The sequence below is a fragment of the Arthrobacter ramosus genome, from assembly GCF_039535095.1.
In the GTDB taxonomy this organism is placed as follows: Bacteria; Actinomycetota; Actinomycetes; order Actinomycetales; family Micrococcaceae; genus Arthrobacter; species Arthrobacter ramosus.
Genome location: NZ_BAAAWN010000001.1, coordinates 866,429 through 880,063, shown reverse-complemented (window position 1 = coordinate 880,063; position 13,635 = coordinate 866,429). Strand labels below are relative to the sequence as shown.

Sequence of the window (13,635 nt, the reverse complement as noted above, 5' to 3'; positions counted from 1 at the left end):
TTCATCCCAAAGCGTGTGGTTTCCGTGTGGTTGGCCCCATTTTCGGCGCAAGAAAGACCCTCCCACCCTACGTTTCCGCAGGTCAAAGGGCCTTCACTGTGGAGCTAAGGAGACTCGAACTCCTGACCTCTTCGATGCGAACGAAGCGCTCTACCAACTGAGCTATAGCCCCTGGTCAACCGTGCGTTCCCAGTGTCCCTAGGCTACAAACTATCTTCGCGCTTTGCCAACCAAGACTCGAACGTGTCTGTTCCCGTCCGCCGGCTTGGCACCAAATTCAGTCCGTTCCGAAGATATTTGCCCATCGCTCCCGGCAACGGCAGCTCCACGATCCGCCCGGCGTATCCCGTAGCTCCTCGCCAGATCTCAGCGAGTTCACGCGTGGTCCGGATGTCCGGTCCGCCGATGGTTCGTGTACGGTGTCGCTCTGCTGAAGGCTCCCCCACGGCTTCGGTCAGCAACTCGGACGCCACATCCGACGGTGAAATCGTCTGAAAGCGTGTGCCCTTGAAGACCGGGATGAGGCGGACTTTCGCCCCGGCCTGGAAAACCGCCGTCACGAGGCTGTGGAACTGTGTGGCCCGCACAACGACTGTCTCAAGCGCCGAATGCGCGTAGACCCGTTCTTTGTCTGCTTTTGAGACGTAAAACGCCGCGTTGCTCTGGTCGCAGTTGATGATCGAGAGGAGAACCGCCTTGCGGACACCGGAACCGGCGGCCGCGGCGAGCAGGCGCGCGCCGCCGTCGGCGAAATTCTTGCGGGCCTTCCCGAACCGCCCTTCCAAGCAATCGATCACGACGTCGGCCCCCTGCAGGGCCTCTGCCAGCCCGGCGCCTGTGGTGACGTCAGCCTGAAAGTAGCAGGCGCCGTCGTGATGGACTGGTGACGTGCCCGACGGCGGGCGGCGGCTCAGCACCCTCACGTCAAGTCCGGCGTCGAGCGCCAAACGGACGACTTCACGGCCCACCTGTCCCGTGCCCCCTGCGACGCAGACAATAGTCAAGGGAGACTATGCCCGACGGCGCTGCAAAACGTCGTCGAGGTTGCTGAGGGCGCTCTGAGGCTTGCCTTGCTGCGCCTTGACCGACGGGCCGGCGGACGGCGCGCTGGCCGGCTTCAATGTCGGCTTTCCGAGGGGCTTGGGAGCCTCAGGCAAGTCGAGGGGTTCCGGTGCCGGCCGGGGTGCCTTGGCGGCGTCGACGTATGTTGGTTTGGGAACGTCCACCGGCTGCCATTCAGATTCCTTGGATTCCGCCGTAAACCGGACTGTGTTGTCGCCGGCGGCGACAGCAACGTTGAGGGCAGCCTGACGAAGTTCGACGGCGGTCAGGCGCGTCGCTTCACGGGCGTGGGCTTCCGCGTCGAAGATCTTGGTAGCCGGTCGGTCCGAGGCCGGAGGACTTACGCGAGAACTCTCAACTGTGGGACCCATTGCGTTGCGGAAGGCCCTGTTCATCTTCGCCCTGCGGTCCCTGATGGCCAGCCGTCGAAGCAGGAAGACGATCCCGACCACGCCGACGATGGATACCAGTGGCAGCCAACCCGAAACGAGGCCGAGAATGCGCAGCACGCCGGAAACGGCTGCCGTGAGCAGGAGGAGGGCGCCGGCGAGAGCGAGAGCGCAACGCCCGTATCTGACTTTGAAGACCGCTGCATCCGATGCAGCATCACGCCGTTCGCCGGCGTCGGCCGATACCTCGGGCAATGCGGTTGCGGTGCTCTGCATGGTTTCCATTGCTTTCTCCTGCCGAGGGGTGATTGACAGAACCACCCCGGCTTGCAGTTCATGAGCGTCTTCGTCGATAACATCCGCTGGGACGTCACCGGCCACTTGGACGTGGTTGCGACGATTCCGCAGTATGTATGGCGCAACCCAAACAATCCACAGCGCGACAGCAATGACCAATATCACTGAGCTGCTGAGAGGGAAGTCCACAATCAAAACCGTAGAAGCAAATACGCAGAGGCCACCGCATTGCCCACGGTGTGTCGTCGGAGAGTCGGCAAATCAATGGATTTACCGACTCTCATTCACCCAAACGGACTAGTTGGCTCCGCGTCTCAGCCAAGCAGCCAGCAAGCCCCCGGGGACCTCCTCCGAGGTCAACGCAAAGCTTCGATGATCAGCCCATTCTCCGTTGATGTGAAGGAAACGCTCGCGGCGGCCTTCGTCGCGGAATCCCAGCTTCTCAACGACCCGTAGGCTCGGCCCGTTCTCGGGCCTGATGTTGATTTCCATCCGGTGCAGTCCAAGGGCTTCAAAGCAATGGTCGGTGGCCATGGCAACCGCAGTGGGGGCTATTCCGCGACCGGCCCGAGCCTGGTCGACCCAGTAGCCAAGCGTGGCCGTCATCGCCGACCCCCACATAATCGCGGAGACCGTGAGCTGCCCGACGATCCTGGGCTCCGGGAACCCGGGAATACGCTCCGTGATCACAAACGGAAGGGCACTCGCTTGCCGGGCCTGCGCGTTAAGGGAAGCCACCATCTGCCGGTAGTTCGGTAGGCGGCCACCAGGGGCCGGGTTGGAGGCTTCCCAAGGCGCCAGCCAGTCACTGTTACGCGAGCGGACCTCGGTCCATTCCTTCTTGTCCCGGTAATGAATGGGACGCAAGATGAGGTCCCCACTCTCCAGCGTCACCGGCCAAATGGCCGCCCCCCACAAAATGGGCTACTTGCTGAGGCCGGCGGCGAAGCCGGGCAACCACTCACGCAGACCGGGACCGAGGTCTTCGCTGTCACACGCCAGCTGGACGCAGGCTTTGAGGTAGCTGAGCTTGTCCCCGGTATCGTACCGACGGCCGCGGAAGACCACTCCATAGACGCCGCGGCCTTCGCCCTGCTCGGCGGCCAGGACCTGGAGGGCATCCGTCAGTTGGATTTCCCCGCCCCGTCCCGGTTCGGTGTGCTCAAGGACGTCAAATACGGCGGGGTGAAGCACATAGCGGCCAATCACGGCCAGGTTGGATGGAGCCTCATCTGCAGCCGGCTTTTCCACAAGCTGCTTGATCCTGACGTAGCCGTCCTCGCCGATATCCTCGATGTCCGCACAGCCATAGGCACTGATCTGGGAGGGCTCCACCTCAATGAGGGCTACAACGGATCCGCCGGTCTTCTGCTGGACCTCAATCATGTCGCTGAGGAGAGTGTCCCGGGCGTCGATCAGATCGTCCCCGAGAAGAACCGCGAACGGCTCATAGCCGACGTGCTGCTTGGCACGCAGCACTGCATGGCCCAAGCCCTTGGGGTCGCCCTGGCGAACGTAGTGGATGTCGCCCAGGCCGCTCGTGGCCTGTACAGCATCCAATTTGGCGAGGTCTCCCTTGGCCTCAAGGGTCGCTTCAAGCGCGGGGACACGGTCAAAATGGTCTTCCAGTGCGCGCTTGTTTCGTCCCGTGATCATCAGGATGTCGTTGAGGCCGACGCCCACGGCTTCCTCAACCACATATTGGATGGCCGGCTTGTCAACTACCGGCAGCATTTCCTTGGGCATGGCCTTTGTAGCCGGCAGGAATCTGGTACCGAGCCCCGCAACGGGGATCACGGCCTTGCGGACGGCGCAGCTATTGGAAGTCACCGGACTAATCTAACGGAAGGAGCTGGACATTGGGCAACAAGGAACCTGGGGTGGACAGAAGGGAACCCATCGTTCCTTCCCCGGCCTCGAGCCGCATAGCAGCGAGAACTGGAGCAAAGATGACTTTGAAAGACGATATCCGCCGGGACAACCGCAAGCGCCGGCTCGCCTTGACCGGACAACAGCGAGCTGACGCTGGAACGGGGATTGCCCGCCATGGCCTCTCGTGGGCGGATGCAGTTGCACAGGGGAAACCGTCGACTTTCGCGGCCTATGTCGGAGTGGCTGCCGAGCCGCCGACAATGCCCTTGCTTACGGCCCTACATGCCGCCGGGCACAGGATCCTCCTTCCCGTCTGTGAACCCGAACGGCGTCTGAGCTGGGTCTATTGGACACCGGAGACGGCCTTTGTCCGCTCGAAGTACGCCCCGATTGACGAGCCGTTGGGCGAACGATTCGACAGTGACGTCATCAAGGATGCGACGGGAATCTTCCTCCCGGCCACCGCCGTCGATGAAGGCGGAAACCGGATCGGCCAAGGGGGCGGTTACTACGACCGGCTCCTCGACAAGCTCGACGCCGACGGGCAGCGTCCGCCGACTGTCGCCGTTGTCTATGACCACGAAGTCCTGCCCGCGGGGACGATCCCGGCCGAACCGTTCGATAAGGCCGTCGCGGAGGCACTTACCCCATACAGGATCGTCCGACTGGTTCCGGCCGATTGACCGGGGCTTCCGGCTGTCTACTCCGCCACATTCTGTGGTATCGGCCCCGGCTCCGGATGATAGAATTGGCACTCAGGCCCTGGGACTGCTAACGGACGGAACAATCCGCCTTGGCACCACAGGACCTGTAGTTCGTCCCGGAGGAGGATCACCAGTGCCCACATATGCCTATGCCTGCAAAGACTGCGGACATGCCTTTGACATCGTCCAGGCTTTCACGGACAGCTCCCTGTCCGACTGCCCTGAATGCCAAGGGTCGTTGCGCAAGAAGTTCAACAGCGTGGGCGTCGTCTTCAAGGGATCGGGCTTCTACCGCACCGACTCCCGGGACTCCAAGGGAAGCACCGTTTCGGCCGCTGCCGCGGCACCAGCTGCGTCTCCGGCCCCAGCGTCGGTTCCGGCGGCTGCTGCGAGCTGATTCCGGCTTCCAGCTGCCTTCGGTTTTCCACATAGCTCAACGTTTCCACATAGCTCAACAAGGCCCTGCCACGGGGCCTGCGTGCCCGGTTAGCGTGGCACCATGCCAGCAACCCCGAACGTATCCCCGGACCCCATGTCAGCCGGACCCTTATCGCTTCCGCGCGATAGACTCCTCGCGCCGGTTAACAGGGCCCGCACCCGCCGTCTTCAGGCTCTCCCCTTCAGGGCTGGCGGGCACCCTGGCGCTCCCGCGGGACAGTCCAAGCACCGCAGCTTCGGCAGCTGGCTAAACCGCAACCGGCGCCTCGTGGTGGCACTCCTTCTATGCGTGGCCGCCGGGATTGCCGTCCATCAACTGACTCCAGCTTCGGAGCAGCGAGCCACGGTCCTGGCCGCCGCACGGGATCTTCCTGCCGGGTCCACTTTGACGGATTCCGACCTCAAACCAATCGAAGTCCTTCCTGATGGAGTTCCAGCCGGGGCACTCACCTCCAGGGCTGGATATGGCGGGAAGCAGCTTGCTTCGCCCCTGCAGAAGGGGCAGATCCCCACAGACGCCCAACTCCTGGGACCTGGCCTGCTGACTGGCACCGCACCCGCGACGGCGGCCGTTCCACTTCGCATGGCCGATCCCGCTTCAATCCAGCTCATCTCGCCGGGCCAGTTGGTCAACGTTGTGCTCACGGCAGCAGATGGACTTGAAGGGCCCGGCAAGAAATCCGAGCTCCTGGCAGCTGCGGTCCCGGTTTTGTGGACGTCCGCGCAAGGAGGCAAGGCCAGCCAATGGTTGGGCACGAACGAGGCGGACGGCCTTGTGGTTGTCGCTGCCAATCCGCAACAGGCCGAAATCCTCGCCGGCGCTTCGACACGCGGGAAACTCTTCTTTGTACTCGTCAATCCCTCTGACAAGCGGCAGATCCAGACCCCGGCCGGATAGTCACGAGCAAATGGAAGGTTCAGCCCCAGTGCGGGGGCCTTTGCTCCTTCAGCCAGGCGTCGTGGTCGTAGCCAGGCTCATCACCCCAACGGCGTGGATCATCTTCGGAGGCTTTCTTGGGCAGAATGCTTTCTCCTGCCGGCTTCCGCTCCGGTGCGGGCTTCACTTTTGTTTTCTCCTGCTCGTCCAACTCGGTGTCAGAGCCTACCGCATCGGCACCGGTGTCCGCAGGGTTCTTGGATTGAGTGCTTTCGCTTTCCGCCATTGCGCTTCCTTAGGGGATCGCCGGTCCCGAGCCAGGGCCTTGCGTACCGCCAGGCCCTGCCTCGGCGGACTCCGCCTGACTGTTCAGTTCCAATTGTTCAACATCGATGTCCAGGAATCCATCGTGGACGGCACCATACGAGGGTGCTACCGGCTTCTCCAGTCCCAGATAGGACCCGATGCGGTCAGCGCACGACGAGGGATCCGTGAATACTTCGATGGTCCACAAGGACATATAACGCCAGCCAAGGTGTTCCAGGAGCTGGGGCCGGAGCCTGCTGCGCTCCCTGACGCTCATGCGGCGGTATCGTTCCGTGCCATCCGACTCAATGGCCACCGGGGTGGGCATTTCGGAGTCATCACGGCCTATGGTGTGCACGGGATCGGCTGCCGCGGCGATGTCCAAGGCTCCGTCGTAGTGGTGCCACACCCGGGCTCCACGGGCACGGAGTCGCTCGCCCAGATCCGCCACCAACGGATCCTCACCGAGCGCTTGCTCACTGGCCGCAGCCCGGGTGGCCGGCGTCCCGAGATCCGAATTCCCGGACAGTTCACGGTCAAGGAGTTCGTGGAAATCAACGGCGCCGTGAGCCAACCTGTCCAGATCGAGGTCCTCCGGACGGAAGCAGCTCAGGACGTGCAGCGATCTCCGGGAGCGGGTCATTGCCAAGGCAAATTTGTTTCGCCCGCCTTCGACGGACAGGGGCCCGAAACTGTGCAGCGCCCGGCCATGCGGAGTGCGCCCGAAGCCCAGGGAGAAGATGATGTGGTCGCGGACCAGTCCTTGCGCGCGCTCCAAATCCACAACGCGGAAGGACTCCGCACCGGCGTTGAAGAAACCCGACAACAGCGGGTAGTTAGGAAGCTGGAGCCTGATGGCTTCGCCGATCCTCGCGGCATGGCGCAGGCTTGCGGTGACAACGGCGAGCGAGGTCCGAGGCCTAAGACTGGCGTGTTGAAACACCAGGTCAACCACGCGGTTCACTTCGGCGGCGACGGATTCAACACCTTCGTGATCCGCCCCCGGCAGGCCGGTGCCATCCGGGATGTACTCAACTACTACCGAGCGGTCCAGCCCCGTTACGGATTGGCCGTCCGGCAGCCGACGCAGGCCGCCGTTGTAGTAGTTCTTGCTCAGCTGAAGCACGAGATCTTCGTCTACCGCTCGATACACCCAGTTCAACTGCCATGTGGGCAGGACCCGGGCCAAAGCACTGAATGCACTGTCCACTGTGTCTTGGCTCGCGGCACCGGCCATGGGAGGCTCCACGGCAACGCTGAAGGTGCGGGCATTGGCGATCTTGGCGTCGCCGAAGGCAACCACTTGCTGGGCTCGGGCGATGGCCGGCAGCACGGCCTGCAAGGATGTGCTCTCGGCATCGAGAATCACCACCGCATCGAATTTCTGCTCTGCAGGCAAAAGGCTGGTCAGCAGGTACGGACTGATGGACCACACGGGAACCAAGCGGGAGACAAGGGCAGGCGCCTGGGCGCTGAGCGCCGAGAGGGTAACGCGGCCATCCTTGATCAGGTTCCGCAGGAGCTCCGATTGGCGGGGATGTTCAGCGATTCCGGCCCGCCACATTTCGGCGAGTTTCCACCGCAGCCGCGCGGCGCCGCTGGCGATGTGCGCCTGGTCCGCCAGGCGGTACTCCGCTTCGAGCCGGCGAAGGGAGTCGCCGTCGGACATCGCGAGGTAGTCGTCACCGCTGATCATCGCTTCCAGGGCGGACTGCCACCAGGCCAGGTCCAGTTCCGCGGCGACGGATTCGGCAGGCACTTCGCGTTCAGCCAAGTCAGCAAGAAGCTCGGCGAGTCCATGCTCGCGCATATTCTCGACCAGAAGCGTGCGCTCCGGGAGCGTTTCCAGGGTTCCCGTGTCGGCCACGAGGCGCTCAAGACGCGCCATGAGATCTTCGTAACGGGTCGCGTGGAGGTCGCCGCCGCCGGCAGTGTGTTTGAGGCAATCGCCCAGACGGCGGAGATCCCGGTCCAGTTCGCGGTAGCTGGCGCCGAGGTCCGCGAGCCCGGAGGGCACTGCCGGATGGCGCTGTGTGGTCGCGTACTGGGCCCACAATGCCCGCTGTTCCTGAACGAGCGCCAAGGAACTGTGCAGATCCGCAATGTGGACGCCGGGCCGGACATATTCCTTTGCCACGCGACGCAGGCGGGAGCGCTGCATCGAGGGCATCTCGACTCCCCGCTCACGGCGCCAGGTGGACGTAGCGGTAGCGGAAATCAGATCGTGTACCGGCCGGTCAAAAATATCCGGGGTGAATTTGTCCAGGCTTTCCCGTACAGCTATCAAGAGCTCAAGCTGGGCGCCCCATTCGGCGAAGTTCGCCCCAAGCCGGATTTCGGAGTGCTCCGCCACTTGGTTCATCCGTTCCCGCAGCTGGGGAAGTTGTTCGGCGGCACTACTGGCCAGTTGCTGGGCTTCCTCGGTTTCCTTGCGGGTGACCAGGCGCGCCCCGTACCAGGGGCTCGACGTCGATGCGCGGCTGAAGCTGCCAAGCTCGGCAGCGCGTCGGAGTCTTTCAGCCAGCTCAGCCCGGTCTTTGATGTTGTCCAGCACGCTGCGCTTCAAGCGCACCGTCGTCGCGGGGGCAGGCTGGATCGAGGTCAGCTCCGCGAGCGACTGCATAGCCTGATAGGGCGAGCATCCCCAGCGCTGGCGTACATTGTGCAAAGACGCGACATGGTCCATGAGGGCATGGCGATGCTCGGTCAGGGTCTTGTGGAGATTCGCGAGTTGCGGCTCGAGCGACTTTTCGTTGCGGATGATCGCGCTGACCAGCTGGCCTTTGAGCTGCTGGGGCGTGGCACCATTGCCCGGCCTGAACAGCATCGATTCAAGGCCCAGGGCTTCAAAGTGGCTTGCGAGACCGTTGAGGCTCGCCCGCCGGTCACCCACCACAAGCACCGACTTGCCCTCGTTGACGAGGGCACCGATGGCGTTGATGGCCGTTTGGGTCTGGCCGCTGCCTGGCGGGGTGCTCACCACCAGCGAATCGCCCGCCCGCACGGCATCCACGACGTACTGCTGATCCGCGTCCGCATCCAGGAGGAGCGATTCTTCGGCGGGGTCGCGCTCGTCGAGGTTCGGGAACCGGCCGGACTTGATGGGTTCGGGCTCCACGTCGCCGCCGTTGGCCGCCTCAAACAGGGAGGCCACGACGCTGCTGTTCTCGTTGATCCAGGGGTCTTCCAAATTCCCCGAGAGATCCGCCAAGGTCGTTATGAGGAGATTGGGGGTTACCTCGGCACCGTGGATCGGTTGGACCAGCGTCGCCAGACGGTCAAGGACCGGTTGGGGATCAATGCGGGCGGTGTTGTAGGCCATGCGGCTCACGGCGTTGACGTCAAAGACAATTCCATGGACGGTCTTCAAATGCCGGACCAACGCGGGGTTGATGCCCGCCTGCTCGGTGAGTTGCAGCTCGTAGTCATCTTCGCCCGGACGCGCCGTGAGTGAGATGGAAGCCAACATCACGGGCGCGGAGACTCTTTGGGGTTTTCCTCCGACCGCCGACGTCCACACGACCGTGCCGCAGGACAGATACCCGGCATCGATCCCCCGGTCGTTTCCCAGTTCGAAAATCTTGGAGCGAAGGTTCCTGGCGGCACGCGCGGCAACAAGATACTGCTGGCGATCCCGGATCAGGGTGGAAAGCCGGGTGCGACGCCCGGCCAGGAGCTGTGCCAGGCCTGAGGGGTGGCCGTTGCTCAGGTCTATCGACCCTTCCGGCGTCTTGACGAAGCGCAGCATGGTGTCTGCGCCAGTCACGGGCTTGAGCCCCGACAGCCATTTCCGGAGCTCTACGGAGCTCTCTTCGTGGCTTTGACCTACTGACACCGCTGCCTTCTTTTCTGTTGTAGCTCGAGACGACTTGGACCAAATCGGCATACTTTCGAGGGTAGCGGGAATCGACCGGCAGTCCGCACCGCAACACTGGTGCAAAGGCAAATTAGCCCTGATTTCAGGGGAAAGACAAAGTGACCGGCCCCTGGAACAGGGGCCGGTCACTCAGAATGCTATTCCCACTCGATGGTTCCCGGCGGCTTGCTGGTGACATCAAGTACCACGCGGTTGACCCCGTCAACCTCGTTGGTGATCCTGTTGGAGATCCTGGCGAGGAGGTCATACGGGAGCCTCGACCAGTCGGCAGTCATGGCGTCCTCTGAGGAAACGGGACGCAGCACGATCGGGTGTCCGTAGGTGCGGCCGTCGCCCTGCACGCCAACACTGCGGACGTCGGCCAGCAGTACGACAGGCATCTGCCAGACGTCATTGTCGAGTCCGGCCGCCGTCAGTTCGGCCCGCGCGATGGCGTCCGCTTTGCGAAGGAGATCGAGCCGTTCCTTATTCACGTCGCCGACGATGCGGATACCCAGGCCGGGCCCGGGGAACGGCTGGCGTCCGACGATTTCCTGCGGCAAGCCGAGCTGCGCGCCCACGGCACGAACCTCGTCCTTGAACAGGGCGCGGAGCGGTTCAACGAGTTCGAACTGCAGGTCCTCGGGCAGGCCACCCACGTTGTGGTGGCTCTTGATGTTCGCGGCACCTTCGCCGCCGCCGGATTCGACGACGTCCGGGTACAGGGTGCCCTGCACGAGGAACTTGATGCTCTCGCCTTCGGACGCAGCCTCGGCGATGATGGCCCGCTCTGCTTCCTCAAACGCACGAATGAACTCGCGGCCGATGATCTTACGCTTGGTCTCGGGATCGCTGACCCCTGCCAGGGCGGACAGGAATCGCTCCTGCTCGTTGGCGACATAGAGTTTGACGCCGGTTGCGGCAACGAAGTCACGCTCGACCTGTTCGGCTTCGCCTTCGCGCAGCAGGCCGTGGTCCACGAAGACACAGGTCAGTTGATCGCCCACGGCGCGCTGGACGAGGGCTGCGGCAACGGCCGAGTCGACGCCGCCGGAGAGGCCGCAGATGACCTTGGAGTCGCCGATCTGACGGCGGATCCGGTCCACCTGCTCTTCAAGGATGTTGCCGGTGGTCCAGTTCGGCTTCAGGCCGGCTCCGTTGAACAGGAAGTTCTCCAGAACCTGCTGGCCGTGGACTGAGTGCTTTACTTCCGGATGCCACTGCACGCCGTAGAGATGCTTCTCTTCGTTCGCGAAAGCAGCCACAGGTGCGCCTGCGGTGGTCGCCAGGACCTCGAAGCCTTCAGGAGCCTCATGAACGGAGTCTCCGTGGCTCATCCAGGTGTTCTGGGAGTCCGGAAGACCCGCAAGGATGGAGCGCGCCTCGCCAACGGTGGTGGCCTCGGTTGCGCCGTACTCCCGCAAACCGGTCTGCGCGACCTTGCCGCCGAGCGCGTTCGCCATGGCCTGGAAACCGTAACAAATACCGAAGACCGGGACGCCGGCCTCGAAAAGGTCCGCGCCAACCTTCGGGGCACCCTCGGCATAAACGCTTGAAGGTCCGCCGGAGAGGATGATCGCTGCCGGGTTCTTGGCCAGAAGCTGCTCGGTGGTGAACGTGTGCGGAACAATTTCCGAGTACACATTCGCTTCACGGACGCGGCGGGCAATCAGCTGCGCGTACTGGGCACCGTAGTCAACAACCAGCACCGGCTTCTGGGAAGTCTGAGCTTCAGAACTGAAGGGTGCGGTGGGAGTAGTCACCGTAACAGCCTACTTTGCCGGGATGCCCCGGTGCACCTTGAAACCAGTCGTGAAGCCCGGAATCACCCGCGAAAACAGTCCGACGTTAGCGATCTCACAATGCCCGCCGGGCCAGGTCCGTCAGTAGCGCTTGGACGCCTGCGGATTCGCGGCGAGTTCCATCTCTACCTCCGAGTGGAACTTCTTCTCCACAATGAAGGACATGAGGGGGACGACGCCGCCCAAGGCGAGCAGGATGAGCTTCGTGAACGGCCAGCGCATGAGAGACCACAAGCGGAAGTCCGAGATGAGGTACAGCACGTACATCCAGCCATGGACGATCAGGACGCCCACGGAGACGTTGACCCCGCCCAGGACGGCCTTGGACTCAGCGTCGGCGAATCCGAAACCGAACGGCTGACCGGTGATTGCGTTGGTACCGCCGGCAAAGAGATACACGCCGAACACATAGCGCGCAACGAGCTCAGCGCACAGGAGCAGCAGCATGGTGCCGGTGAGGTAGGCCATGACTTTGTAGAACTTCAGGGCCGAGCGGATCTGGGCCGTCGTTCCACCGAAGCGGCGTTTCTTGGCCGCGCTTGTCTTTGCGGCAGACTCTCCGGACTGTTCGGGCTGGATGGCCGGTTTGGGCTCAATCATGGCTTTACCTGTTCTGGCTTGGTAATTGCTGGCAAATCGTCTGACGGGAATTCGTCGTCGGGCTCTTCCTCGTCTTCTTCGAGGGTGCGCCGGTAGTCATCGGCCACCATGCGCCACCAGACGTAGAGGGCGAATCCTGCGAAGACGACCCATTCCACGGAGTAGAAAAGGTTGAGCCAGTTGATCTGTTGGTTGGGGGGCTGGGCCGGGATATTCAAAGGCTTCAGCTGCGCGGGAAGCGCGAGCGTCTTGCCCGCCGATACTTCCGACGTCGCGGCGACGAAGCCGGGATAGCTTGAGACTTCCCACGTGTTGATGAGTTCCGCGACCGAAACCGCAGACGCGCGGCCCGCTCCGGCGTCGACGTTTGGCACCGGCGCCTCGGACGGCAGGAGCCGTCCGGTCAGTTCAATAGTGCCCGACGGCGGCGGCCCGGCTTGGGCGGGATCGGCGACCCAGCCGCGGGCTACGGGGATCCAGGTCTTCGCGGAGGCGCCGACGCCGTGGAGGATGGGGGCCCCGTCGACAGCAAACGCGGTCACTACCCAGTACCCTTTTTGCCCGGCGAGCAACCGGCCCTCCACAAGGACCTGTTTGGCGGGGTCGTAACTACCCTTGGCGCTGACCATTTGATCTGACGCGGAACCCGGGAAGAACGTTCCAGGCTGCAATTCCCCCGTAAGCGGCTTGACTTGCTCCACCGCGGGGTCGTCAACCGGGACGTCGCTCTGGGTGGATCTGCCGAACTGCCACTGGCTGAGCAGCACAAACACCCCGGAGAGCAGGAGCGCGAAGACAAGTCCTGCGATCCATCGGGGCTTCAGAGCGGTTTTCAACACCCCTTAACCGTACTTCGTCAAGCTGTAGAACAGCTAAACGAAAGGACCCGCCCCTAGAGTGAGGCAGCAGGGTCTGCCCCCTATGGGGCGGAATTCAGTGGTCGAAGAACACCAGGCTGGAGTTGATCAGTTCGGCGATCACTTCCGGATCGTGGGCGCGCCGGAGGGATTCCCTGAAGGATTCCTTGGACAGCGAGCGGGCCAAGGTCGCGAGGACTTCCAAGTGGTCCGAGAATGAACTGGCGGGCGTAGCGATGAGCAGGACCAGGGTTGCCGGTCCGTCGCTGGCGCCGAAGTCCAATGAGTGTCCGAACTTCGTGACGCCGACAGCGATCGAGACCCGGGAGACAAACTCGCTGCGGGCATGCGGAAGGCCAATGCCGCCCGGCAGCCCGGTAGCAAGTTGGTGTTCGCGCGAGTTGACATGTTCGAGGAAGCCCTCAAGGTCCGTGATGCGCCCGGCGGCGTAGAGCCTTTCCGCGAGCTGCCCCGCGGCATCTGTTTTGTCGACCGCTTCCATCTCCAGGATGACGGTCTCCGGCGTCGTCAGTTCGGCATCATATCGGTCCAGTGGTTCCGCCAAGTCGTTTTCC

The 13,635-nt window shown here is 63.1% G+C and carries 13 protein-coding genes and 1 tRNA gene; 3 read left to right on the top strand and 11 right to left on the bottom strand.

Annotated features, from left to right (window positions below; genetic code table 11):
• Window positions 1-99 precede the first annotated feature (99 nt).
• The 5 genes from ABD742_RS04220 to galU form a co-directional block, all read right to left on the bottom strand.
• Window positions 100-172, bottom strand: a tRNA-Ala gene (locus tag ABD742_RS04220).
• Window positions 173-203: 31 nt separating this feature from the next.
• Window positions 204-1,004, bottom strand: coding sequence for an SDR family oxidoreductase (locus ABD742_RS04215; RefSeq protein ID WP_234749175.1), 801 nt, complete (start codon window positions 1,002-1,004; stop codon window positions 204-206).
• Window positions 1,005-1,010: 6 nt separating this feature from the next.
• Entirely contained in the window at window positions 1,011-1,736 is a 726-nt protein-coding gene (locus ABD742_RS04210) for a hypothetical protein (protein WP_308193814.1), read from the bottom strand.
• A gap of 309 nt (window positions 1,737-2,045) precedes the next feature.
• Window positions 2,046-2,666, bottom strand: a complete 621-nt coding sequence (locus tag ABD742_RS04205; protein WP_234749173.1) for a GNAT family N-acetyltransferase — start codon at window positions 2,664-2,666, stop codon at window positions 2,046-2,048.
• Window positions 2,667-2,672: 6 nt separating this feature from the next.
• Window positions 2,673-3,578, bottom strand: coding sequence for a UTP--glucose-1-phosphate uridylyltransferase GalU (gene galU, locus ABD742_RS04200; RefSeq protein ID WP_234749171.1), 906 nt, complete (start codon window positions 3,576-3,578; stop codon window positions 2,673-2,675).
• A 119-nt stretch (window positions 3,579-3,697) separates the two neighbouring features.
• Between galU and ABD742_RS04195 the strand changes: the two genes are divergently transcribed.
• The 3 genes from ABD742_RS04195 to cpaB all read left to right on the top strand — a co-directional run bounded on the left by ABD742_RS04195 (window position 3,698) and on the right by cpaB (window position 5,660).
• Window positions 3,698-4,303, top strand: coding sequence for a 5-formyltetrahydrofolate cyclo-ligase (locus ABD742_RS04195; RefSeq protein ID WP_234749169.1), 606 nt, complete (start codon window positions 3,698-3,700; stop codon window positions 4,301-4,303).
• A 154-nt stretch (window positions 4,304-4,457) separates the two neighbouring features.
• Window positions 4,458-4,721: an FmdB family zinc ribbon protein gene (locus ABD742_RS04190; protein WP_234749168.1), complete on the top strand. Its 264-nt coding sequence runs from the start codon at window positions 4,458-4,460 to the stop codon at window positions 4,719-4,721.
• 102 nt (window positions 4,722-4,823) lie between these two features.
• Window positions 4,824-5,660 carry a Flp pilus assembly protein CpaB gene (gene cpaB / locus ABD742_RS04185; RefSeq protein ID WP_268818820.1) on the top strand — a complete coding sequence of 279 codons (837 nt, stop codon included), beginning with the start codon at window positions 4,824-4,826 and terminating at the stop codon, window positions 5,658-5,660.
• A 19-nt stretch (window positions 5,661-5,679) separates the two neighbouring features.
• On the opposite strand, the gene ABD742_RS24280 is transcribed toward cpaB, so the two are convergent.
• The 6 genes from ABD742_RS24280 to ABD742_RS04160 all read right to left on the bottom strand — a co-directional run bounded on the left by ABD742_RS24280 (window position 5,680) and on the right by ABD742_RS04160 (window position 13,625).
• The gene (locus ABD742_RS24280) at window positions 5,680-5,925 is read right to left on the bottom strand and encodes a hypothetical protein (protein WP_372460893.1); all 246 of its coding nucleotides are present in this window, start codon (window positions 5,923-5,925) and stop codon (window positions 5,680-5,682) included.
• Between the two features lie 9 nt (window positions 5,926-5,934).
• On the bottom strand, window positions 5,935-9,831 hold the full coding sequence (locus ABD742_RS04180) for an AAA family ATPase (protein ID WP_372460892.1): 3,897 nt from the start codon (window positions 9,829-9,831) through the stop codon (window positions 5,935-5,937).
• Between the two features lie 128 nt (window positions 9,832-9,959).
• Complete coding sequence (guaA, locus tag ABD742_RS04175; protein WP_234749167.1) at window positions 9,960-11,564, bottom strand: glutamine-hydrolyzing GMP synthase; 1,605 nt, start codon at window positions 11,562-11,564, stop codon at window positions 9,960-9,962.
• A 120-nt stretch (window positions 11,565-11,684) separates the two neighbouring features.
• The gene (locus tag ABD742_RS04170; protein ID WP_234749165.1) at window positions 11,685-12,203 is read right to left on the bottom strand and encodes a DUF3817 domain-containing protein; all 519 of its coding nucleotides are present in this window, start codon (window positions 12,201-12,203) and stop codon (window positions 11,685-11,687) included.
• Window positions 12,200-13,042 (bottom strand): SURF1 family protein, encoded by an 843-nt coding sequence (locus ABD742_RS04165; protein ID WP_234749164.1) that lies wholly within the window; start codon window positions 13,040-13,042, stop codon window positions 12,200-12,202. Before ABD742_RS04165 ends, ABD742_RS04170 begins: the two co-directional genes overlap by 4 nt.
• 94 nt (window positions 13,043-13,136) lie before the next feature.
• Window positions 13,137-13,625, bottom strand: coding sequence for a PTS sugar transporter subunit IIA (locus ABD742_RS04160; RefSeq protein ID WP_234749162.1), 489 nt, complete (start codon window positions 13,623-13,625; stop codon window positions 13,137-13,139).
• Window positions 13,626-13,635: the final 10 nt, after the last annotated feature.